The sequence below is a fragment of the Mesorhizobium sp. BR1-1-2 genome (assembly GCF_020165435.1).
Classification (GTDB): Bacteria; Pseudomonadota; Alphaproteobacteria; order Rhizobiales; family Rhizobiaceae; genus Mesorhizobium.
Window position 1 is genome coordinate 22,853 of sequence record NZ_JAIUID010000012.1, and the last position, 23,122, is coordinate 45,974.

The 23,122-nt window shown below is 61.1% G+C and carries 21 protein-coding genes and 2 pseudogenes; 15 read left to right on the top strand and 8 right to left on the bottom strand.

The features are described from left to right. Positions 1–121 precede the first annotated feature (121 nt). Positions 122–1,300 (bottom strand): zinc-dependent alcohol dehydrogenase, encoded by a 1,179-nt coding sequence (locus LB551_RS22680; protein WP_224660540.1) that lies wholly within the window; start codon positions 1,298–1,300, stop codon positions 122–124. 85 nt (positions 1,301–1,385) lie between these two features. Then, a pseudogene (locus tag LB551_RS22685) lies at positions 1,386–2,171 on the bottom strand (SDR family NAD(P)-dependent oxidoreductase). Positions 2,172–3,154: 983 nt separating this feature from the next. On the opposite strand from LB551_RS22685, the pseudogene LB551_RS22690 reads away from it, so the two are divergent. Next, positions 3,155–3,296, top strand: a pseudogene (locus tag LB551_RS22690) (NADH-quinone oxidoreductase subunit D); the annotation flags it as partial. A 40-nt stretch (positions 3,297–3,336) separates the two neighbouring features. Beyond that, entirely contained in the window at positions 3,337–4,458 is a 1,122-nt protein-coding gene (locus LB551_RS22695; RefSeq protein WP_140552617.1) for a beta-glucosidase, read from the top strand. A 39-nt stretch (positions 4,459–4,497) separates the two neighbouring features. Here the strand turns inward: LB551_RS22695 and glf are convergent, their stop codons facing one another. Together glf and LB551_RS22705 are read right to left on the bottom strand one after the other, a co-directional pair. Next, positions 4,498–5,634, bottom strand: a complete 1,137-nt coding sequence (gene glf, locus LB551_RS22700; protein ID WP_140552616.1) for a UDP-galactopyranose mutase — start codon at positions 5,632–5,634, stop codon at positions 4,498–4,500. A 1-nt stretch (position 5,635) separates the two neighbouring features. After that, on the bottom strand, positions 5,636–6,808 hold the full coding sequence (locus tag LB551_RS22705) for a glycosyltransferase (RefSeq protein WP_140552615.1): 1,173 nt from the start codon (positions 6,806–6,808) through the stop codon (positions 5,636–5,638). A 310-nt stretch (positions 6,809–7,118) separates the two neighbouring features. On the opposite strand from LB551_RS22705, the gene LB551_RS22710 reads away from it, so the two are divergent. Together LB551_RS22710 and LB551_RS22715 are read left to right on the top strand one after the other, a co-directional pair. Then, a complete protein-coding gene (locus LB551_RS22710; protein ID WP_140552614.1) occupies positions 7,119–8,036 on the top strand; it encodes a hypothetical protein in 918 nt (305 codons plus the stop codon). A gap of 271 nt (positions 8,037–8,307) precedes the next feature. Beyond that, a complete protein-coding gene (locus tag LB551_RS22715; protein ID WP_140552613.1) occupies positions 8,308–8,514 on the top strand; it encodes a DUF3606 domain-containing protein in 207 nt (68 codons plus the stop codon). 16 nt (positions 8,515–8,530) lie between these two features. On the opposite strand, the gene LB551_RS22720 is transcribed toward LB551_RS22715, so the two are convergent. From LB551_RS22720 to LB551_RS22730, 3 genes are all read right to left on the bottom strand, one after another. Further along, positions 8,531–8,785 (bottom strand): hypothetical protein, encoded by a 255-nt coding sequence (locus LB551_RS22720; protein WP_224628923.1) that lies wholly within the window; start codon positions 8,783–8,785, stop codon positions 8,531–8,533. Between the two features lie 119 nt (positions 8,786–8,904). After that, a complete protein-coding gene (locus tag LB551_RS22725; protein ID WP_140552612.1) occupies positions 8,905–9,342 on the bottom strand; it encodes a BA14K family protein in 438 nt (145 codons plus the stop codon). 32 nt (positions 9,343–9,374) lie between these two features. After that, the gene (locus LB551_RS22730; RefSeq protein WP_140552611.1) at positions 9,375–9,803 is read right to left on the bottom strand and encodes an EF-hand domain-containing protein; all 429 of its coding nucleotides are present in this window, start codon (positions 9,801–9,803) and stop codon (positions 9,375–9,377) included. Positions 9,804–10,013: 210 nt separating this feature from the next. On the opposite strand from LB551_RS22730, the gene LB551_RS22735 reads away from it, so the two are divergent. From LB551_RS22735 to LB551_RS22780, 10 genes are all read left to right on the top strand, one after another. Then, positions 10,014–10,448: an EF-hand domain-containing protein gene (locus LB551_RS22735; protein WP_224628926.1), complete on the top strand. Its 435-nt coding sequence runs from the start codon at positions 10,014–10,016 to the stop codon at positions 10,446–10,448. A gap of 32 nt (positions 10,449–10,480) precedes the next feature. Continuing rightward, positions 10,481–10,867: a hypothetical protein gene (locus LB551_RS22740; protein WP_224628928.1), complete on the top strand. Its 387-nt coding sequence runs from the start codon at positions 10,481–10,483 to the stop codon at positions 10,865–10,867. A 27-nt stretch (positions 10,868–10,894) separates the two neighbouring features. Beyond that, entirely contained in the window at positions 10,895–11,497 is a 603-nt protein-coding gene (locus LB551_RS22745; protein ID WP_224628929.1) for an RNA polymerase sigma factor, read from the top strand. Further along, positions 11,484–11,921: a hypothetical protein gene (locus tag LB551_RS22750; protein ID WP_140552608.1), complete on the top strand. Its 438-nt coding sequence runs from the start codon at positions 11,484–11,486 to the stop codon at positions 11,919–11,921. The genes LB551_RS22745 and LB551_RS22750 overlap by 14 nt, the downstream gene beginning before the upstream one ends. Continuing rightward, positions 11,918–12,316 (top strand): periplasmic heavy metal sensor, encoded by a 399-nt coding sequence (locus LB551_RS22755; RefSeq protein ID WP_140552607.1) that lies wholly within the window; start codon positions 11,918–11,920, stop codon positions 12,314–12,316. Before LB551_RS22750 ends, LB551_RS22755 begins: the two co-directional genes overlap by 4 nt. A gap of 106 nt (positions 12,317–12,422) precedes the next feature. Further along, positions 12,423–13,589 (top strand): hypothetical protein, encoded by a 1,167-nt coding sequence (locus LB551_RS22760; RefSeq protein ID WP_224628932.1) that lies wholly within the window; start codon positions 12,423–12,425, stop codon positions 13,587–13,589. Beyond that, positions 13,582–14,361 carry an ABC transporter ATP-binding protein gene (locus LB551_RS22765; RefSeq protein ID WP_140552606.1) on the top strand — a complete coding sequence of 260 codons (780 nt, stop codon included), beginning with the start codon at positions 13,582–13,584 and terminating at the stop codon, positions 14,359–14,361. The genes LB551_RS22760 and LB551_RS22765 overlap by 8 nt, the downstream gene beginning before the upstream one ends. A 185-nt stretch (positions 14,362–14,546) precedes the next feature. Continuing rightward, positions 14,547–14,684, top strand: coding sequence for a hypothetical protein (locus LB551_RS30145; protein WP_348642866.1), 138 nt, complete (start codon positions 14,547–14,549; stop codon positions 14,682–14,684). A gap of 170 nt (positions 14,685–14,854) precedes the next feature. After that, positions 14,855–16,114: an exonuclease SbcCD subunit D gene (locus LB551_RS22775; protein ID WP_140552605.1), complete on the top strand. Its 1,260-nt coding sequence runs from the start codon at positions 14,855–14,857 to the stop codon at positions 16,112–16,114. After that, positions 16,111–19,581: an ATP-binding protein gene (locus LB551_RS22780; RefSeq protein ID WP_140552604.1), complete on the top strand. Its 3,471-nt coding sequence runs from the start codon at positions 16,111–16,113 to the stop codon at positions 19,579–19,581. Before LB551_RS22775 ends, LB551_RS22780 begins: the two co-directional genes overlap by 4 nt. 449 nt (positions 19,582–20,030) lie before the next feature. Here LB551_RS22780 and LB551_RS22785 read toward each other — a convergent pair whose 3' ends face one another. Then, positions 20,031–21,677, bottom strand: coding sequence for a GMC family oxidoreductase (locus LB551_RS22785; protein WP_224660541.1), 1,647 nt, complete (start codon positions 21,675–21,677; stop codon positions 20,031–20,033). A 209-nt stretch (positions 21,678–21,886) separates the two neighbouring features. On the opposite strand from LB551_RS22785, the gene LB551_RS22790 reads away from it, so the two are divergent. Continuing rightward, positions 21,887–22,963: a sugar ABC transporter substrate-binding protein gene (locus LB551_RS22790; RefSeq protein ID WP_140552602.1), complete on the top strand. Its 1,077-nt coding sequence runs from the start codon at positions 21,887–21,889 to the stop codon at positions 22,961–22,963. The last annotated feature ends 159 nt before the right edge of the window (positions 22,964–23,122 follow it).

A 23,122-nucleotide genomic window follows, 5' to 3' on the forward strand; every position in this document is an offset into this window, starting at 1 on the left:
ACATCGATGAATACGGCACACCGATGAGGAACATGCCTGGCGCATCATTGCCGCATTGTTCTGCTGATCGGCTAGAAACCCCGGACCCTCTGCAAGGCCCGACCCCTGAGTGTCCGCGCGATCAGCCATGCGGGCGCATCACCACCTTGATGCAGCCGTCTTGCTTGTCGCGGAATGTCTTGTAGAGGCCGGGTCCTTCGTCGAGACCGGCGCGGTGAGTGATGACGAAGGCCGGATCGATATCGCCATTCAGCACTTTCTGAAGGAGCGGATCGAGGTAGCGCTGCGTGTGGGTTTGGCCCATGCGGAACGTCAGCCCCTTATTCATCGCCGCGCCGAACGGGATGTGGTCGACCAGGCCTATATAGACGCCAGGCACCGAGATGGTGCCGCCCTTGCGGCAGCAATAGATCGCCTCGCGCAGCACATGTGGCCGGTCGGTGCCGAGATAGACGGTCGTCTTAGCCTTATCGAGCATGGAATCGGCCGTGGCCGTGGCATCTGCCTCGGTCCCGACACAGTCGATGCAACTGTCCGGACCGCGTCCGTCCGTCATGGCCATCAGCGCATCAAAGATATCGGAGTTGCTGAAATCGAGCGTCTCTGCCTTGCCGTAGTCGCGTGCCATGGCGAGCCGCTCCGGCACCTTGTCGATGGCGATGACGCGACCAGCGCCGAGCATCCAAGCGCTCTGGATTGCGAACTGACCGACTGGACCGCAGCCCCAGACGGCGACGGTGTCGCCTTCCTGGATTCCGGCGTTTTCGGCCGCCATGTAGCCGGTGGGTAAGATGTCGGAGAGGAACAGCACCTGCTCGTCATCGATGCCGTCAGGCACCTTGATCGGGCCGACATCGGCAAAGGGCACGCGCAGATACTCGGCCTGTCCGCCCCAGTAACCGCCGAGCAGATGCGAATAGCCAAACAGGCCCGCGGGCGACTGGCCCATGATTTTGGCGGCCTGCTCGGCATTAGGGTTGGACCTGTCGCAGAGCGAAAACAGGCCGTTCTGGCAGAACCAGCATTCTCCGCACGAGATGTTGAAGGGAACGACGACGCGATCGCCTTTGTTGAACTTTGTGTGGTTGCGACCAACCTCCACCACTTCGCCCATGGTCTCGTGACCCAGCACGTCGCCCGATTTCATCGTCGGCATGTAGCCGTCCATCAGATGCAGGTCCGAGCCGCATATGGCGCAGCAGGTCACCTTAATGACGATGTCGCGGTCGTCCTCGATCCTGGGATCGGCGACCTGTTCGCAACGAATGTCGCCTTTACCGTGCCAAGTCAGAGCTTTCATCGGGCGGTTCTCTATGAGTTTCGATACTCGCGGATATGGCCGAACTGGCGCTGGGCTTGAATGTTCCCGGATCGCGTCCGCGCCCTCAGCGATCTTTCGCCGAGCCCGGCTCGGCTAGTTTGCGGTGCTGTTCGGCCAGCGTGCCGGCCGGGGTGACATGTGCGGCGGCGACCTGCATCTTGTTCGTCCAACCGCTGACGACCTGTTCCTCGCCGCCATCGTGGCGTCGTAGCCGTCTCTGGCTACATCGACGGGACTGTCCTTCCCTTGCACCCCGATCTCGGTATCCATCATGTCGGCGCGTTCGAAAAAACGCGTCTGCGCGGCGCCCGGCATCAGCACAGTCACACTCACGCCGCTGTCCTTCAGCTCATGACGCAGCGCGATGGCGAAAGAATCGATGAATGCCTTGGTTCCGTTGTAGACCGGCTGGAAGGTGCCCGGCATGAAGCCGGCAACAGAGCCGGTAAACAGGATCCTGCCGTGACCGCGCCGGATCATTTTGCAACCGAGTCGTTGAGCGAGATGCGCCGTGCCGGTGACGTTGGTATTCGATGACGCGGCGTGCCTCGCCCCAGCCCTGGTCGACAAAGCCCCGGCCCAGGCCGCGCCCTGCATTGAGGAGCAGAAGATCGATGTCACGGTCTCCGATTTCGGCGATCAATTTGTCGGCGCCCTCCTCGCTTGCAAGATTGGCCTCCACTGCGTCAACCGAGACGTCATGCGACCGGAGCGCCTCGGCCGCCAGTTCTATTGCAGGCTCGTCGGCGGCGACGACGAGGCCATAGCCGTTCTCGGCACAAAGTTTCGCGAGCTTCTTGCCGATGCGGCTCGAGGCGCCGGTGACGACCGCCACTTTCCCGTTTCCCATCCGATCCTCCTGAGTGGTTCGGCGAACATCCGGCTGAACCGATTGTTCCTTTGGGCGGTATTATGCCCGCGCAATCGAATTGCCAATAGTCGGCCGAGGCAAGCGCTGTGGGGCGCCCACGGCTGTTGGACGGCAAGGAGCGATGCCCATGGGAACTCTTTGCGACCTGAACAAGAAGCTCACCGAAGCCTGAATCATCCGTAACGGCTGTGGATTGCGTTTGCGAAGGCGCGACACCGGCTCGCAGGGTGGGGTGCCCGATCCAACATCGTGGGGGGCCCCTCGGGCGTATCGTGCCCATGATATTGGAAGGCGCAGTTCGCGCGCCAAGGATTGCGGATCGCCTCTATTTTCCTGCACCGGACTGTCTATCACGCTTGGTTTCGAGAGCTCTTACAAACGCCTTGGCCCCCATATCACAGCTGTGCCTGGAGGGCCCATTGGAGCTAATGACTGCCTTTGCCTGATCGAGCGTGAGACCATGCTTGGCGGCGAATTCAGATGGTTCGTAGGCATCAGCCCACTTATCGATCGGCTTCATTTCAACTCCGTCTGACGTTGTTGTCACCAGAAGCTATGGTAACAAGAAGAAGGCGGAAATCTCATTTGTTGAAAGGAGCGCGGCAAAGGTGACCCGGTAGCGAAGCCGCTGCCAAGGGCGCTGTCGGCGTTGCAGGCCGCGTGCTGCTCGACAGTAGGCTTGAACAAAATCGAAGACCGATCTGGCCAATCCGCAAGCCGCATCACGTCGCGGCGGCGCGCAGCACCGCCCGCAGGCCCGCAAAAAGCAAGCTTGGAACATCCTGCTCCGTTCTGAGTTCGTCACCGTCGTGGGGGAAGCTAACGTTCGTGGCCGAGAGCGCCGGAAGGGATTTCAATATCAATTTTGGGCCGCAGCATCCGGCGGCGCACGGCGTCTTTCGCGTTGCGCTCGAGCTCGCTCACATAGGCCTGCTTCGCCCAAAAAGCTGAGCCAATGCGGCTTGGCCGCGGACGGCACCAACAAGCCTTACCGCTGCGTGCTGCGGGGAGCCGAGCTTCGCGCACCTGCAGGCGATGGACCTGCGCTGCCGCGGCCATCTGCTTGCGGACGTCGCGGCCCTCCTGGGCATTGTGCCCGGGTGACGTGGACAGAAAAACGCCAAGAGGGGTAAAGAAAAGTTTGATGCGTGATCACTTTCTCCCAATCCATTTCGACAGCTTCTTCATGGCGGGATTCGAATGTTCTTCGCATCGTCGCAAAGATGGCCGGCGTCTGGACCTTATCCGCGCAACCAGCCACGACATTCACGCTGAGGACGACTACCGTAGATGCTCAGACTTGGGATTGAGAACCATTCGTGATGGACTGCGGTGGCATCTGATCGAAACGGCGCCGGGTGTCTACGATTGGTCGAATTGGAAATCCATGCTGGACGCCGCGAGTGCCGCCGGCGTTCAGGTCATCTGGGATGTCTTTCACTATGGGTCTCCCGACCACCTCGACCAGGGCAGCGAACAGATGATCCAGAGCTATGCGTCTTTCGCAGCCGAAGCGATCCGACTACACCGGGCAGTGACCGGGAAAGCTGCGGTAGTCTGTCCCATCAACGAAATATCGTTCTTCGCATGGGCAGTCGAAGTCGGCTATTTTCCGCCAGCCGGACCTAAAAAGAGTGGCTGGTTCAAGCGCCATCTAATCAAGGCAGCTGTACAGGGTATCCGTGCAATGCGTGAGGCTGACCCCGAGTGCGTATTCGTCTGGGCTGAACCGCTTATCCACATCGCCCCGCGCGACCGCACCCGCACGGAGGTCAGTCGTGCGGAGAAGGTCCGCCAAGGGCAATTCGAAGCGTATGACATGCTGTTGGGCCGTATCGCGCCTGAGTTAGGAGGAGCCGAGGATCTGATCGATGTGATTGGCCTTAACTTTTATCCACACAACCAATGGTATCTGCATGGGCCGACAATCCCGATGGGCCATCATGAATACCGGGCTCTATCAGAGATGCTAGTCGAGGTCGCCCGACGCTACACCAGGCCCATGTACATTGCAGAAACCGGCGCCGAGGGTTCCGCCGGCCCCGCATGGCTTCACTACGTATGCGATGAAGTTCGGACCGCGATCAGCCAAGGAGTCCCGATCGAGGCTATCTGCCTCTACCCAATCACCGCCTATCCCGGATGGGACAATTCCCGCCACGCCGAAGTCGGCCTGTTTTCCGTTGTCCACGCGGACGGCTCGCGCCGCATCCGCCGTCCGCTAGCCGATGAACTCGCGAGGCAGCAGAAGCTATTCCATTCTTGACGCGCGCGACCTTGCTGTCTCGGATAGAGGGAGGGGCGTCTAAGCGGGCGCCGCCATAGCCGTCTGCAAATCGGGCGTAGCCGGAAGCTCCTTTTGGATACGCGCGAAAGTGGCCAAAGCCTGTCCTACGACCTGATCCATATTGTAGTAGCGATACGTGGCTAGACGGCCAACGAACCAGACGTTCGGGCAATTTGCAGAAAGCGCCTCATATTGTTTGTAGAGGGCCTCATTTTCCGAACGCGGCACAGGGTAGTATGGGTCACCAATATCTGTCGGGTATTCGTAGGTGAGGCTGGTCCGGACATTCTTCTGGCCAGTCAAATGCTTGTACTCGGTGATGCGCGTATAGGCTTCCGTTTGCGGATAGTTGACCACCGCGACCGGTTGAAACTGCTCGCAGTCGAGGGTGACATGCTCGAAGCGCAATGAGCGATAGGGCAGACGGCCAAGCTTCCAGTCAAAGAACTCGTCAATCGGTCCGGTGTAGATCATCCGCCGGAAAGGAATCCGCTCTCGCACATCGCGATAATCGGTCTGCAGCATGATCTTGATGTTGGGATTGTCCAACATTCGTTCGAACATGCGCGTATAGCCGCCGGCCGGCATCTGCTGGACGCTGTCGCCGAAATAACGATCGTCGCGGTTCGTTCTGGTCGGAACGCGGGCCGTGACAGACTTGTTCAACTGGCTGGGGTCGACCCCCCACTGCTTTCTGGTGTATCCGCGGAAGAATTTCTCATAGAGTTCTCTGCCAACCGTGCTGACAACCACATCCTCGGCGGTGTGGACTTCCTCGACGGTTTCCCGACGCGAGGCGAAGAACTGTTCCAGCTCTGCCGAACTCAGCTCCAGACCGTAGAGGCGGTTGATCGTGTCGAGGTTGATCGGGATCGGCAGAAGCTTGCCGTCCACGAAAGCGAGCACACGGTGCTCGTAAGGCCGCCAGGCGGTGAATTGCGACAGATAGTCAACGATCGATTGCGCGTTCGTGTGGAATATATGTGGTCCATAACGATGGATGAGAATGCCCGCTTCGTTGTAGCAGTCATACGCGTTGCCGCCGATGTGGCTGCGACGGTCGATGAGGAGAACGCTTTCGCCTCTTTGCGAGGCGATCCTTTCCGCGAGAACACTGCCGGCAAAGCCGGCTCCGACGATCAGCCAGTCGAACATGTCATGCGCTCCTGCGGAAGGGCACGACCTTCTTGCTTGCACTGGCTTGCTTGATGTGGGCGGCCATGGCTTCCCAGGTTCGCTGCCAGGACATGTTGGCGAGATAGGCATCGACCGCTGGCAGCCGCGTGTCGCGCGGCTGCGCCAGCAGTGAGCGTAGCTTGGGCTCGATATCGTCGGCATCCGCAATATCCACGAGTCCTGCGGCGCCGTAGCTCCGCACGACGTCGACGATTGCAGTCGAGATCACGGGCAGACCCGCGGCGAGGAACTCGGGAGTTTTCGTCGGACTGATGAAACGCGTGGCTTCATTGAGCGCGAAGGGCATCCAGCCCACGTCCCAATGCCGGAGGTAATCGGGCAGGTCCATATAGGCTTTGTTGCCGAGCCAATGCAGGTTTTCGGCTCTCGGCAGGAGGTCAGGATCGATTTTCACGACCGGACCAAGCATTACGAAATGCACGTCTGGCATCGTCCTTGAAGCCTGCGCCACGAGATCGATATCGAGGCGCTCGTCGATGACGCCGAAGAAGCCTACCCGAGGGTGTGGGATGGCCAGTTGATCCGCTGGCTCCTCGCCGGGCTTCCTCGCCTTTTGAAAATGGCTGACGTCGATGCTGCTGGGGAAAGGGTAGATTGCCCGATGCTGGCAGCGCTTCGCTTCGAACAGGCTTAGGCCGCCGGTGAAGACCAGATCGGCGCGCTCGAAGAGCGCCCGTTCCCTTAGCGCGAGTTGGGCCGGCGCATTCTTGAATGCCGAAAGCTCGTCCATGCAGTCATACACGCACACGTCGAAATTAATATGCGCGCTGAAGCGCAACGCCATCGGGGTATAATACCAGGCGGTCAACTGAGCGTGCGGTGTCGACGCGATGATCCGGTCAAGATATCTGCGCTGGATCGCATCCGCCCTCGCGGGGCTGGTGCCGATCGGTAGCAAGGGGGTCGCGATCCGGATGCCCGGCGCCGCTTCGCAAAACCGAATGGATGAGTGAGAGCATTCTTCGAAGATAGGTTCCTCGAAGTAGACGATCTGGTGCTCTCCCGAGGCAAGGGTGAGAATGTGCTGTGGGCGCTGATGGACGAAATTCCACCGCAAATGGGAAAAACACACCAGTAAATCTTGTTCTTTTCTGGTTTCGACGAGGGCCGGTATTCTTATCGCTGCGTCCATATAAAGAGTTCCCTTGATGACATCGCCGTTTAGACTGCGTATAACATTTGTTAATCGCCAGTTGCAGGAAGCTGTTCCTGCGACATGTCTAACACTCCGCTGAATAACTTGTTCCAGCTGCAGCGAGCGATATCCAGACGGGCGTGGGCTGCGCCTAAGAGGGCGGCCATGGCTGCAGGCAGCTTTCTGGGGACGGCCGCGCGGACGCCGCATTTTGGTTGAATGAGCAGCTAAAATAGCTGACGGCTTGAACTGTTTCGTCGGGCTGAAGCGTGAGAGCTCTCACGGCCGACAATCGCTGGGACAGACGATGAAGATCGATTTTGAGACGAATGTGTTCCCGTTGTTTCACCCGCAGGCGGTAGACGATCTCAAGGATCCATGCCCGGTTTACGACGGCCGGCTCTGGCATGTGTTCGGGTCGAGCGGCACGGTAACGAGCGAGACCTGGAAGATCCTTCACGCAACCGCGCCTGAACTGCATGGACCGTGGACGGAGCACGCGCCCATCGGGCTTCCGGTCAAGGGTTCGGGCGTTGCGGCCCCGGGTGTCGTGCACGAAGACGGCGTCTTCCACATGTTCATCCAAACCGAGTTCATGAAATCTGGCGGCCGTTGCGAACACGCAGTGTCCAACGACGGTTTCAACTGGGTGGTGCTCAACCCGGCAATCCTGTCCCTGCCGGGGACGGATGAAGACGGCATCTATGATCCGCATCCGGCTCTCATCGGCGGTAAGCGCTACATCGTTTATTCCGGCATGCCGGAATTCACCCGCGTCCCGCAGCCGGATATCTATTTGGCTCGAAGCCAGTCCGATTCATGGTTCGGGCCCTGGAAGCGGTTGGGCAAAATCCTGGATCACAACGAAATCCCCCACCACAACACGCGGGAAGATCCCGACTACGAATGGGGAATTGAAGGCGCTCAACTGGTGGAGCTTCCGGATGGTCGTGTGCTCCTCAACGCCACTTGCTTCCTTCCGCACGGACCGCGGGGTAGCCGTCAGCGGGTATTTTTCGCCATTGCGGGCGCCGTTACCGGACCTTTCGTCTCGCTTGGTCCAGTGCTCGATCCGGGCGGGCCTGGGGAAAACGGCCACTCGACGGTGATGATTGACGGCGAGCGGCTGACCCTTTTTTACCAAAGTCGCGTTGCCGCGACGAACCATCGCTGGCGCTATGGTTTGGCGAGCTTCGATGTGTCTCTCCTGTCGGCAGTTGCCTGACTGCCTTTCCACCAGCATGCGGACCTATTGCGAGAGTTTCGTTCCGCTTGGCCTCCCACCGCTCGCGGTAACATTGCCGTCGGGAACAATGTCCCTTGGGCATAGTTCGGTCGCGTTCGTGCGGAGAGCGGCCAGCCATGTGTCTACAGCAAACAACCGGGATGCGGCCCAAGCCCCGACGGCGGACCGGGCCCGTCTTCATTCCTTGCGCAACCCTGTCGCCAGGCTGGCTGGACCCACAAACTGATGCGAGGACGTCGTGCGCCGCCGTATGAATATTTTCAATTTCGAACGTGACAGCGCCCAAAGCGATGTGCGCCATCCAAATCGCATTTCGCCAAGCGATGCAGATCAGCTCGGCTATTTCGCTGCGGTAAATGGGCTCACAGAGCAACAGGCACAAGAACTGATCCAAACCCACGGAGGCAATCTTGCCGTGCTCGTCAAGGAAGCTCGGAAGCTGCGAGAACCTAAATGACCAGGACCGCTGGAATTTACCACGGCTCGCCGGCCTCGTCGGCAGGGGCCCGTCCCAACTTCCCCGTGATCTCTACGACGAACAATGAAACCTTGAAGTTGCCTTTGAGATACATGGCGTCGAATATGTGAAAGTCGCAACGCCGGCTGCCGACCAGCAGCCGGCGTTCGAAACCGAATGCATCGCAAAGCCGAAGGCTGGCCTTTTCGACATCAGGATAAGACAATACCGGTATGAACGCACTGACGGGCATCGGGCGATTGCGTAACAAATCTGCGCTCCTTGAACGACGAGGCCGCACGATGACGCATGGCCTCGTCCGTCACCAAAAAAGGTGCCGAACAGGGATGATATCGACAAAGGTAGCTGTCCGGCGTTTTGACGCCAAGATCAGCTGTAGGGCGACCAGCACTGCCGGCGCGGTCCGCCATAGGGCTGGTAGGTGTTGTCCCAGGCGCGGTAGGAGACGTAGTGGGCGTAGCACCACCTGACATGGGCGGCGGCTAGACGTGCGTCTGGTCGGGGCGCAGGCGGAAACGGATTTGCAATGCTCGCGCCGGCCAGCATGCCCGCCGCGAAGGCGCCAACTGGAAACCAGTAACCGTTATAATAGCGATAGCCCGGCCGGAAGCGGACATATCCTCTGTATCCGTTGAAATAGTAGAAACCGCCGGCGGCATAGAAGCCCCTGCGAAAATAGACTTCCGTCGTGCCACTCGCCTGAACGGTGGCCTCCGGCAAAGGCTGAAGCGGCATCGCGCCGGCCTGCTTAATGGTGGCCGAAATGGCAAGCAGCGCTGCGCCGATCGCTGTCGAAACTTTTATCATGATCCTGATCCTTTCAAAAAATGAGGCGGTGTCTATTGCCGGCGCAGCGAACGCAGTTCGCCCAGCGACAGAGCCCGGTCGCCATTGGCATCGGCCTTCAACAGCCGATCGGGAACGAAGCTGGCGAACTCGCCGCGCGAGATCCTACCGTCGCCGTTGCTGTCCATTTCCCCCTTGCGTTGCTGCATGTCGGCCAGTTGTGCGTGCTGCGCGCCGTCCTGCGTCGACTTTGCCCGTTCCATCGCCGCTTGGATCTCACCGGGATCGAGAACGCCGTTGTGATTAGTGTCCGTGCGGTCGAACAGTCTCGCCCGTGCGGCCGCGATCTCGTTGAATTCGAGCTTTCTGTCGCCGTTTGTATCGATCTGGCGGAAGAGCTCGCGTGCACGCTCCCTATCCGTCGCTGCCGCGCTGCCTATTGTGATCAGCAAGGCGCCGAGGGCCATCGAAATCCTTTTCATCTCCGCTCTCCGTTTCGAAGAAGGCGGCCCGCCGCGGGCCGTCCTTCATGGGCCTCTACGCAGCGGCCGCCCGGCTCCTACGCGCGACGCAGAGACTTTGAGCCGCGACGGAAATTTTTCCCCGCCGCGTAGGAGGGAGGGCCGGCGCTGCGTATCGGCAGGCAAGGTCGCCAAAAGGGGCTTCCTCATCGAACGAAAAGGATCACCATCGTGAGGACTTCTGTTTTCCTTACATCGCTGTGCCTAGGGCTTGCACCGCTTTCCGCCGCCCACGCCCAGGACCTATCCAGCGGCCGTCTCTTCCAGCGTATCGACACCAATGGCGACGGCGTGATCTCGAAGGACGAGATTCTTGCCGGCCGGCAGCGCCTGTTCTCGAGGCTTGACCGCAATGGCGACGGCGTCATCGACAAGGACGAGATCGAGGTGGCCCGCGACGCCATCATGGACCGGGCGGAGGCAGCCGCGGCGAGACTGGGCAATGCCATGCGACGTGTAGACACCAATGGCGACGGCAAGGTTTCGGCTGATGAGTTCCGCTCCAGCACACCGCTTTTCGATTTGGCCGACAGGAATGGCGATGGAAAGCTTTCGCCCGACGAGATCGTCTTCATCCGCGACCTCTTCGCCCGACACCACGGCTGACCGCCGTCACCCTGAACGAAGGAATTCCGGATATGATGACTTCTGTCAAATTCTCTATGCTCTTGCTCGGCGTGGTCCTCGCCGTTTCGGCCGCCGGCCCAGCGGGCGCCCAGGAATGGACGCGAAAAACCGTCAATGGCGGCGAGATCAACCGCGGCCTGACCGACGAAGGCGGCGGGATCTTTTCCGGCTCCACCACCCGCACCGGTGTCAATGGCGGCACCTACACATCCACCTCGACGTGCGCGAACGGCGTTGTCGCGCGCTGCTCCAGGAGCTATTCCGGCGTGACGGCCAACGGCAAGACATTTTCGGGCCAAAGTCTGTCCGCTCATGGTCCGTTCCGCACGCGTTCGGTCGGAACCTTTACCGGTCCGGGCGGCAGCAAGTGGTACGGTTTCCGTCGCTTTCGCCGCTGAGCCGGGACGAACGGGATAAATATTGTCGTGCAGGATGGAGAGCGGCGTGGGGACGACAAGCTTGTGGCGCGGATCGCGGCGGGCGATCAGGGCGCGCTTGCGCAGCTCATTGCCCGTCACGGTCGTGGGCTGCGCGTCTTTGCCGCCCGCTACCTCGGAAACGCTAGTGATGCTGAGGATGTGGTGCAGGACGTGTTCGTGAGCGTGTGGAAGAATGCCGGCCGCTTCGACTCGCAAAAGGCGAGCGCCTCGACATGGCTTTACAGGATCACGGCAAATCGCTGCATCGACCGGCGTCGCCGTCGCGCCTTTCGCAGTTTCATTGGGCTCGACGATCTCGAAAACGATCCAGCGTCGGAAACGCCCGATGTCGACGCAGCGATTACGGGCCGCCAGGAATTGTCGATCGCAAGGGACGGCCTGACGCGCCTGCCGGAACGGCAGCGCATGGCTTTGCTTTTGCGTGTCGTGGGCGACCTCGACGTGCCGGCCATTGCCGAGGTCATGGGATCGAGCGCCGGTTCGGTCGAGCAATTGCTCGTGCGTGCCCGGCGCGGCCTGAGGGATCATATGAAAGACCACATGGCGGGCCATGAGGCCGCGAAGGGAAAATGCAATGACCAGCGATGATTTCGAGGAGCTGAAGCGTCGTTTTGGAAACGACATTGCGGCCTGGCCGGCGCCCTTTCGGCAGCAGGCCCTGAACATGTCGATCAAGAACCCCGGTCAGGATGACGAGCTGGACTGGCTGGTCCTGGAAGCGGCCCTTCTGGAGACAGACGAAGGCAAGGTGGCCCGCCAGGTCCTCGCACGCATCAACGCGGATCGCGGATCGCACCTCGGCTTGTTTCTTTCCGGCATCCTGCTGAAGCCCGCCGCTATGGCGGCGTGCGGAGCCCTGCTTCTCGTCGCTCTGGCGACCGGAGGGTATCAGATGGCGGCATCGCAGGGCGATCCGTTCGATGTGCAACTTCTGGCGCTGGCAGCGGGAGCGCCGCTGGGGAACGACCTTATCGGCCTTTCCGCCGATGACGGATCGGAGGGCGCGCTATGACACGTCGATCGTCGCTCTGGGCGGCGGTTCTCGTCCTGCTCGGCCTCTCCATCGCCCTCAACGTCTTCATGGTCGGCTATGCCGCGCGCGGGCTTCGGAACAGTGCCGCCGCCGGTATGCTTATCGAGAACGTCGCCAGCATCTATCCGCCGGAAGTCAGGCGGGAATTTCGCGCCGTAATGCGGGAGAACCGCCCACGCACTTTTGCGGCGCTGCGCGATCTGCGCACCGCCCGCGCTGCTTTGGCCGCGGCAGTCAAGGCGTCACCGCTCGACGAGCCGGCTGTGCAAGCCGCGATGGAAAAAGTCCGTGACGCCACGGGTAACCTGCAGGGGGTGATGCAGGATTATCTGCTGACTGCTTTAAAGCGGACCAGGGAAAGGCCGGCGTCCTGAGTTGTGGTTCTACCTTCATGGGACCACAATGCTTTACTGGGATCGGATCTTATTCAACCGACCGTCAGTCAGTCGGGTGAAAAGGCTGGCTTGGAGAACGATGGTCATGAAATACGACAGGCTTGTCCTGATCTTGCTATGGCGGGAGGTGTTGGCCTCTCTGCGCTCCATGCGCCGCTATGATCTTGCGTGGATCGGCTTTGGCGGGGCGCTGGTCATCGCTTACGCAACCGCCGACATCGCCGTTGCCTTGCGCGCTGCCACAGCCACCCTGAGGCAATCGCCATGGCTGTGGCTTGCCGGGCTGCCGGTTTCGGCCACCCTGCTGGGGCTTTCCGTGGGAGCGGGCGTCGTCCGCCTCAGCCTGGCCCGTGCCTATGCACCCTTCATGAAAGCCCTGCCCGTGTCGACCTCCGACCGTCGCCGCATGATGGTATTTGCGACCTCGTGCATCGGCGCACCCTTGACGGTGATTGTCGTCATCCTCCTGGGACTAGCCTGCGTCATGATCGCAAAGCCGAACGCCTTGGCGTGGGCGCTCGGTGGCGGTGCGCTGTTTGCCGTCGGCTTCGTGATCGGCACATACACGCTGCTGCCTGCGCCTTCCCTGCACCTTGCGGATGCGGTGATAGTTGCGACACGCCGGATTCGCCGTGGGCGAAAGCTTTTCAAGCTGGACCGTTTCGATCGTGCCAAGCCGGCGTGGCTTGGAGCCTGGGCATGGAACCTGCCCGCCGGTGCGGTCTTGTCGTCTTGGCGCCTGGCCTGCGCAGGTGCCGCGATGAGCCTCGCGGCCTTGATCCCGGCTGCCTTCAGCCTCGTCCATCACAACGCAGTTGCGGGAGCGGTTGCCGGTCTGGTCGGCGGCGTGGCCGTGTTCATGCTAACGCTGCGCTATCGCCCGCTAGGTTCGCCCGTCCTGCGCACCGCGCCGGTCAGCTTCGGCTGCGTTTGGCTGCGGCTGTTGTGGCTGCCGCTTCGGCTGTCGATTACCTTCTTCCTCCTGCCGGCCGGTGCCGCCCTAGCGGCCGACCCGTCTTCGTGGCCGATGCCCCTTGCAAGCGGCCTTTGGCTGCTAATCCTGAACGGCACCTATGCTGTCTTCGCCGCCTATTTCATGACCGCCCCGCTGCTTGCTGCCTTCAGCTTCTTGGCCGCGATCACCTACACAAGCTACGAATCCCTGGAATATGGCCGTACCGTTCTGCTGGGCCTTGCCACTCTCGTGCTGTGGCTGTGGCATCGGGCACGCTTGAGGTACTATCATGGATGAAACGGCTACCAGCGCTGTTGCCGACAAGGACCTTCTTGTTGTGTCCGGCCTGAGCGCGGGCTATGGCGGGCGAACGGTGATAGCCGGTATCGATCTGGCGGTGGCGCATGGAGAGATATTGGGCCTTCTGGGCGCGAACGGTTCGGGCAAGTCCACTTTGGTCAAGGCCATAACCGGACAGCTTCGGCCGCAGATGGGAACCGTCGCCATCGACGGCATCAATCTCGCTCGCGAGCCGGAACGCGCCAAGGCTCGTTTTGGGCTCGCCATCGATGTTTGGGATCTACCGGCTTCACTCTCGGGATGGCAATATCTCGATCTGGTCGCGTCCCTGCGTTCGTGCGCATCCCGTGACTGGCCCGGCGGCGACCTCACGGCGCGGCTTGGCCTTACACAATGGCTCGAACGGCCCATCGAAGAATATTCGCTTGGCACACGCTCGAAGATCGCGGTCGCCGCCGCCTTGCTCGGCTCTCCGCCGCTGCTCATCTTCGACGAATCTCTCAACGGACTGGACCCGGTGGCGGCATGGGAGGTCAAGACGTTGTTGATCGAGCTTGCCGCTAGCAAGCGTCACGCCATCATTGTTTCCACGCATGTCATGGAGACCGTGCCGAGCCTCTGTAGCCGAGCGGTTTTTCTTGCTGATGGAGCCATAGCCAAAAGCTGGGGCGCGGAGGCGCTAGTCGCTTCAACCGGTGAGGCTGGCGGGTTCGAGGCCCGTGTCATGCAGGCGCTGCGGAACCACGTCGCGTTGCGCAATGTTGCCTAACGAGCTTACAATGGCAGCTTTTCTGCATTGTCGCTTCAAAAGCCTCGCCATGATGCGCGATACCGAAGGGCAAAGCCGCTGCCGCTGATGTCGAGCTGCTGGCGACGGCGGCAAATCACAAGGCGACATTCTTTCGCTCGGGCGGGGCCAATTACGATACGGCACGCCCAGGCACTTTGCGGCTGATGCCCAGCGAGATTCGGATCAAGGATCTCAGAGCGGATTATCGGGCAATGGCGCCGATGATGTTCGACGACACCCCGCCTCCATTCGACGGCATTCTTTCCAGGATTGAGAAATTCCAGGAGAGCATCGGCAGGTAGGCGCACGACTGACCGAGAATCGTGGGCCATCGTATCTGGCTCTTCCCGTTGCCCAACGCTGTCGGACTTTGCTAACGAGGCTTTGATCTGGTCGCTGGCATGCGGTTTGGGCGACTTGGACTTCGACAGAATTGGCCTGAGCTTCGATTCGGGCCTGGAGAGCGCCCCGGATGACATTTCGATTTATTCATACGGCCGACGTCCATCTCGATTCGCCACTGCGCTCGCTAGCACTCAGAAATTCTGAACTTGCCGAGCTCGTCGGCGATGCCAGCCGGCAGTCGTTCGCTGCAATAGTGGACCTTTGCCTGGCTGAGCGTGTCGACGCCCTTGTCATTGCCGGCGATCTTTACGATGGCGACCAGACTTCGATGAAGACGGCACGCTTTCTGGCCACCCAGATGGCGCGTCTCCATCAAGCTGGCGTCAGGGTCTACATGATCCGCGGCAATCATGACGCCATGTCGCGGATTACGAAGCAACTCGAACTGCCGGACACGGTGACCACTTTTGGCGGCCGCTGCCAATCCGTAATCCAGTCTGGCGCTGGGGTAGACGTCGCGTTCCATGGGCTTAGTTTCGTCAGCCCCAAGGCGCCCGAAGGCCTACTATCCAAATATGTCGCCCCGCGGGAGGGAGCGGCGAACGTCGGCATTATGCACACGAGCTTGGCGGGCTCGCCAGGCCATGACGTCTATGCACCTTGCAGCGTCGCCGATCTGCAGGGCCACGGCTTCAATTATTGGGCGCTTGGTCACATTCACGTTCGCCAGGTGTATTCCGGTGCGAGCACGCTCGTGATGCCAGGGATCCCTCAGGGGAGGGACATCAATGAGGCGGGCGAGAAATCGGTCACGCTGGTCACCATTCGCGACGATCGCTGCGTCGAGATTGAGGAGAGGCTAACCAGCGTGGCGCAGTTCGAGCGGGTGAGCGTCGATCTGACTGGGGCGTCGGAATGGAGCGAGGCCATCGTCCGCATCCGATCAGGGCTGGAGCAATCCCGGCAGGTTGCCAGATCGCGCTACCTTGTTGCCCGCCTCGGCTTGATCGGCACTTCTGTCCTTTCATGGTCGCTGATGCGCGACCGGGACCTGGCGGTCGCTGAAGCCGAACAGGCAGCGGAACAGGTGGGCGACACCTGGGTGGAGAAGCTAGAGTTTGCTCTTTCGGCTCCCGGTGTCGGAGATTTGGCAAGTGTTGCCGATCCCACTCTGGAACTCGCACAGTCCATGCGCGCCAATGCGGGTTCAGAAGCATTTCGATCCGAAGCGCGAGAATTCATGTTGAAGACGATCGCGGACCTGCCGCCCGATGCGCGAAGCTTCGCCGGCAAAGATGAATTGGGGCTCGAGAAGTTTCTCGACGATGTGCTTGCACGCGGCGTCGACTTGGTCACTGCGCGGCTCAAGGCAGGCGCAACGCGATGAGATTGCGGCGGCTTGATCTGACCCGCTACGGCAAGTTTACCGATAGGGCAATCGATTTCGGAGAGAGACCGGTTTCAGGTCCCGATCTGCATATCGTGTTCGGTTTGAACGAGGCTGGCAAATCGACGGCACTTTCCGCGTATCTTGATCTGCTCTTCGGTATCGAAGAGCGCAGCCGCTACAGTTTCCTGCACGACTATAGCTCCATGCGCATTGGCGGGCTGCTCGAATTCGAGGGGGAGACGCTGGCCGTTTCACGCACCAAAAGTCGCAGCAACTCACTGCACAACGCCGAAGGCCGCCCACTGAGCGAAATTGCCATTTCGGCTCACCTCGCCAGCTTGTCCCGCGAAGCCTACAGCAGCATGTTCTCACTGGATGACGAAACGCTGGAAGCAGGGGGCAAGGCCATCCTGGAATCGCGTGGTGATCTCGGCAAGCTCCTTTTCACCGCCAGCGCCGGGCTTGGTCATGCCAGCGATGTCTTGGCCGCGCTGGAGACGGAAGCAGATGGGCTCCACCGAAAACAGGCACAGACCACCGAAATCGCGCTGCTGAAGAAGCGGTTCGCCGAACTCAAGTTACGTAAGGAGACGATCGACACTCTGGCCTCGACATTCGAGGCGCTCGAGGCGGAACGGGTGGAAGCCCAGGACAAGTATGATCGCAGCCTCGCTGAACGCTCGGTTTTGTCGGCGCGGCTCGCCACAATCGAGCGCCATGCCCGCGCTGCGCCGCTGCTTGGAGAGATCAAACGCAAGGCGAGCAGACTGACCGAGCTGCCTGACATCGAGTCTCCACCCAGGACTTGGAGCGGCAGCGTCGCGGAATTGATCGATCATGACGCTCGGCTGAGAACTCGCCTCCAGGCCAATGGCGATGAGATCGATCGGGCGAAGGCAAAGATCGAAGCAATCGCTGTCGACGACGCTGTGCTAGCGATCTCCGAACAGGTGCGAGGACTTGTCGATCGCAAGGCGCGCCATGCGTCCGCGGGCATGGATCTGCCGACCCGCAAAATGGAAGTCCAGATGCTTGACCATGTGGTGGCGAATTGTCTCGCCGCGCTCGGAAGATCGGCCGAACAGGATCCGTCCCGGCTCATCCTGCCTGCCTTTGTGATCGGCACGCTTCGCAACATGGTCGAGCAACGCTCGGGCATCACGACGAGCTTGCGGATGGCCCGCGATGAAGCCGCTGCCACGTTTGACAGGCTCAACGCTGCGCGAAGTCGCGTTGGCGAGGAGAGGGCGGTGCCCGAACCCGCAAGAGCCAGGCTGATGGCCGCCGTGTCGGAGGCGAAGGCCAGCAGTCACCCAAGGGAAATAAGAGAGGCGCGCGCGTCGGCTGACGAGGGGCAAACGAGACTAGCGGATGCGATGCGGCGGCTCCAGCCGTGGTCGGGAGATGCGGAAGCACTTTCGAAAATATCGGTTCCGCCCCCGACACAGATTGCTGCCTGGAAGACATTGGCCGCGGACCTTCAAAGGGACAAAGCGGTCTTCTCCGAGCGTCTGGCTGAGTATGAACAAAGTCGGATAACAACTTCGTCACGGCTGGCTGCTGTCGGCGCCTCGGCCGATCTCGCCGACGATGACACAGCCGCAGCCATAAGACGTGAGAGAGACGAGGCCTGGAGAAATCACCGGGCGGACCTCACGACCGAAACCGCAGACGTGTTTGCCGCAGCGTTGGCTAAGGACGATCATGTCGGTACGGCTCGACTGGCCCATGCGGGCGAGTTCGCCGATCTGCGCGCAATCAAGCAAAGGGCGGCCGAGACCGAAGCGGCAATGGAGCGCGTAAGCTGCCAACTCGCCGGGGTAGCCCAGCGCGCAGAAATGGCGTCCGCTGAAATCAAACGAACGGCCAGCCCCCTGCTTGAGGATAGCCAGGCGCAATCGCTCGACCTGCTGATCGGACTTCTCGAGGAGCGCCTTTCAGCGCGGGCCGACGCGCTTGTCGCTTGGGACGACATCCTGCTCGCGCGTGCCCGGATTGAGCGCGCAACCGCCGAAGGAGAGCGGCTTCATCTCGGATTGGCCTCGGCTCTTCAAAGCGTTGGAATTCAGCCGGAAGCCGGTGAGGCCCTGGAGGCCATGGTGGTCGCCGCCGACCGCTTTCTCGACAGGCAAGGGAAGGTCGACGCGGAACGAGCGGAAGCGCTTAGGAACGTCGCGGCGAAGGAAGAGGAGCTGGCCGCCAGGCGGCTCGCTGTTGAAATTGCCGAGAGGAGAGAGGGTGCATGGCAGGCCGAGGTTGAGGCAACGCTGAAGGGCACTTGGCTCGAAGAAGGCGTTGCCGGGACTGGGCTTGGCAGCGTCCTCGATCAATTGTCAGATCTGTCAAAGGCGCTGCAGGATCGTGAGGCCATGCGTATCCGCATCCGCAAGATGGAGGCGGACAGAAGTGCATTTGCTGAAGAGGTGGCCGGGCTTGGTGCGCAGGCCGGCGAGCGTGCGGGCGACGAGGTGCCAGAACAAGTGAGCGTCAGGTTGACAGAGCGTCTGGAGCAAGCCGAGCGTGCCCGTGAGGCGAGGGCAAGTCTCCTCCTTGACGTTCAGAAATTGCAGGACATTCGAGAGGCACTGGGCGTTGAGTTCGCGGCACACGAGACGACAAAGCAGGAAGTACTCGATGCCTTTGGTGTGAGAACTCTGCCAGAGGTCGGGGAACGCGATGAACAGCTTCGCGAGCGAGACGGTCTGCAGAGTGCCGTTGCCGAGCTTGAAGAACGCCTCACGAGTGAACTCGCTGTCGACGGCCTCATCCAAGCGCAATCGTTGCTGGAAGGCCTCGATCTCGATGGACTTGCGGCTGAAAAGGCCGAGGTCGAGCGGCGCCTCGCCGACCTCCATGACTCACTGCAACAGCAACTCGTCCGGCGCATGCGGGCGACCGACAAGCTCGATGCGATCGGCGGCGACAGCGCAGTTGCCCGTATCGATGCCGAGCGTCGCACCGTGCTTCTCGAAATCGAGGACAAGGCCGTCCGCCATATCGAATTGAAGCTTGGGGTGATGTCGGCGGCGAGCGCGCTTCGGGTCTATCGCGAACGCCATCGCTCTGGAATGATGCGCGAGGCCTCCGACGCCTTCGCACTGATCACGCGCGGTCAGTACACAGGCTTGACGACCCAGCCGGTGAAGGGCGGCGAGGTCCTCATCGCAATGCAGCGGGATGGCCAATCGAAGGTCGCAGACGCTCTGTCGAAAGGCGCGCGTTTCCAGCTCTACCTGGCTCTACGGCTCGCCGGATATTACGAGTTTGCCAAGCTCAGGCCTGCTGTTCCCTTCATCGCCGACGACATCATGGAGACCTTTGACCATCTCCGGTCGGAAGAAGTTTTCCGGTTGTTCGGCGAGATGGCCAGCGTAGGCCAGGTGATCTACCTCACCCATCATCAGCACCTATGCGAGATTGCAAAGTCGGTCATCCCCACTGTAGCGATCCACGAACTGGACTAGTGAACGGGACCGCCTCGGTCGCCGAGGCCAGTGCTCAGCTTCGCGGAGCTTAGCTAGCGCGCGTCCTATGCGTCGCCACTCGAAGCTCTCATGGCAACCTGGTCGGTCCAACCAACTTTGAATGGACCTCGTCCTGGCCGAATTTCCGCGGCTTGGCAGCAGAGGCCACAACGCAGCTATGGAAGCGAAGCTTTTTGAGACCTTTGGCTGACCTTTGATACGTTCCGGCGATCCGGCTGTTTCCGGATCGGGGCGCAGCTTTCGTGATGCCGTTTTTGCCGCCGAGGAACTGGAGGAAACGGCAAAGCTGGCGTTTCTGACAAAACACCTGCCTCTGCGGCGACTGTCCAAGCATCTTGTCGCCGAGCTCAGCCAACATCGACAAAAGTGAATGTCCGGAACTGGTGCGAAGGAGGCAGCGCCGTCAGGCGGCAAATTCATCGTCGACCCTACCCACGTCGATCTTGCGCAGCGTCCGGTGTGCCCCGACGGTTAAGATCATTGGGCCGGCAGTTGGCCCGCCCGGCGATCATATCGGCCGCCTTTTCGGCGATCATGATAACGGCGGCGTTGGTGTTTGAGGACACAATGCGCGGCATCACCGAGCTGTCGCAAATGCGCAGGCCCTGCAGCCCTCGCACGCGAAGCTCGGGATCGACGACGCTCTCAGCATCGCCGCCCATTCTGCAAGAGCCGACCGGATGATAGGCGCTGCGCCCATGCTCGCGGGCAAAGGCTTCGATCGCCGCGCGTCCCCTCGTTCCCGCGCCGGGTAGGTGCTCGCGGCTGATATAGTTCGCAAAGGCGGGCTGAGACAGGATCTCGCGGCTGATCTCGATGCCATCGATGGCGCGGTCGAGATCGTAGCGTTCGGCGAAAGGATTGGGATCGATGACAGGCGGATCGCGCGGATCCGCCGATCTCAGCGCGACGCTGCCACGCGAGCGGGGGCGCACGTGGTAGGAATTCAGCGTGCAGCCATTGCCGCTGGGAACTGAGCCAATGCCCTCCTCGACGCCAGCGCCGGGCAGGAAATGAAACTGGATATCAGGCGTTTTTTCCATCCGGTCACCCCACCAGAAGCCGCCGGCTTCAACAATGTTGGACGCCACCGGGCCCTTGCCGAACAGAGCGTATTCGAGGCCCGCGACCGCCTGCCAACGCTTCTTCTTGTAGCGGTCGATGCCATACGGTCCGTTGAGTTCGGCGACGACATCGACATCCATGTGATCATGGAGGTTCTGGCCGACGCCGCCTAGGTCTTGGATCACCTTGATGCCATGCCTGCCGAGATGCGCCGCCGGGCCGATGCCGGACAGCATCAAAAGCTTGGGTGAGCCGATGGCACCGGCGGTGACGATAACCTCACGCTCGGCGCGCAGCAATTCGGTGCGGCCGTTGGTGATGATCTCGACGCCGATGGCGCAGCCATTCTCGACAACGATGCGGCTGGCGGTTGCGTCGGTGCGCAGCGTCAGGTTCTTGCGGCTCAGCGCGGGCTTAAGATAGGCGACCGCCGTGCTGCTGCGCTTCCCGTTGCGCGTCGTCGTCTGATAAAAGCCGACGCCTTCCTGCTGGCCTGCATTGAAGTCGGCCCTGAAGGGAAGACCCGCCTGCTGCGCCGCCTTGACGAAGACGCGGGACAGCGGATGCGGCGTGCCGCTGGAGACGCCGAGCGGACCTTCGGTGCCGTGTTGCGGATCGGCGAAGGTGTCGTTGCCCTCGGAGCGGCGGAAATACGGCAGCACGTCGGCGTAGCTCCAGCCCACGCAACCTTCGTCGGTGGACCATCCATCATAGTCCTGCGGGCAACCCCGGGTGAACACCTGGGCGTTGATCGAGGAGCCGCCACCGAGAACGCGCGCCTGCGGATAGATCATGACGCGGCCATCGATCGCTTGGCCGGGGGCAGTGTCATAACCCCAGATCAGCGGCCCTGCCGTCATCTTGAAGAAGCCGACGGGCAGATGGATGTAGCGGTCGGTGTCGGGCGGGCCGGCCTCCAGCAGGACAACGGACAGGTCCTGATCCTCGCTCAGCCTGGCGGCGAGAATGCAACCGGCCGAGCCGCCGCCGACAATGATGTAATCCGGCATTCCCGCTCCCTTGCATGGGCGACGTCATTGCCCTGCTCTCCTGCGGACCACGATCGCAAGTCGCTTGTGCCGCGTCAAGAGAAAGGGTATGGTTATCGTGTTGAAGGGTTGTCGTACAAGTGGAGGAACTTGGCAATCCCCCGATCGGAGGTCGCGCTCCCCGCGCAAGCCGCCGGGCGGGAAGCAGATTTCAATCGGGAGGTTCGATAATGAGGAAGAGTTTTACGCTTTCCGGCCCGGTCAGCCGCCGGATGCTGATGATGGGCGCCGCAACTGGAGTGGCCGCGCTGGCCATGCCGAGGGTCTTGCGGGCCGAGGCAAAGCCGACGCTGGTAACGTCGATCCGTTCGTTGTCCAATCCTTACCATGCCGTATGGAAGACCGGCGCCGAGGCTTACGCCAAATGGGCCGGGCTTGAACACGTCACGCTGGTTTCGGAAGGCAACAGCGAGAAAGGGATAGCCGACATCAAGGCGATGCTGGCCAAGACCGGCGGCAACATGGTGCTCAATTCCGACCCCAACGATACGCCCGATGCGCGCCCGATCGTCGAAGCCTGCGCCAAGGCCGGCGCCTATGTCGTGACGCAATGGAATAAGCCGGCGGACCTGCATCCCAAGGACTTCAACCCGAACTATGTTTCCCACATCGAGTTTGACGGCATCGAAAGCGGCAAGACCATCGCCGAGATCCTATTCAAGACCATCGGCGGCAAGGGCGGCATCGTCGCACTTGGCGGCCTGATCTCGACTACGGCGGCGATCGAGCGCAAGAAGGGACTCGACGCCGCACTCGCCGCCAATCCGGACATCAAGCTGCTCGACTTCCAGGTCGCCAACTGGAAATCGACCGAGGCCTTCGACCTGATGGGAAATCTGCTCACCCGCTTCGGCGACGACATCAAGGGCATCTGGGCCGCCAATGACGACATGGGCTCCGGCGCACTCGAGGCGTTGCGCGCCGAGAACCTCGCCGGCAAGGTGCCGATCGTCGGCGTGGACGGCATCAAGACGGCGGTTGACGCGGTGCGCACCGGCGAGTTCGCCTGCACCGTCACCTCGGATCCGTTCTGGCAGGGCGGCATGGGACTCGCCATCGGCTACAATGCCAAGATCGGCAAGTTCGACCCGGTCAAGGAACCGCCGGAGCATCGCGAATTCTACGGCAAGGCGGTGCTGATCTCGCACGACAATGTCGAGGAATACTACAAGACCAATATCGACGCCAAGCCGGACATCGATTGGAACGATCTGTGGGGTCGGGTGACTGGAGCCATCCGGACCTGACCGCGATTGCGGGCCGCTGCTCCCTGGCGGCCCGCTTCCTTTTACAGGCGTCGTGCGTCCTATGTGGGTCGGCGACTGTTACAAGCAGAGGGTAAGCGGTTTCTTGACAATCCATACAGAACCCCTGAAGTCCGTTTCGGACATCGAGCGGACGACGCT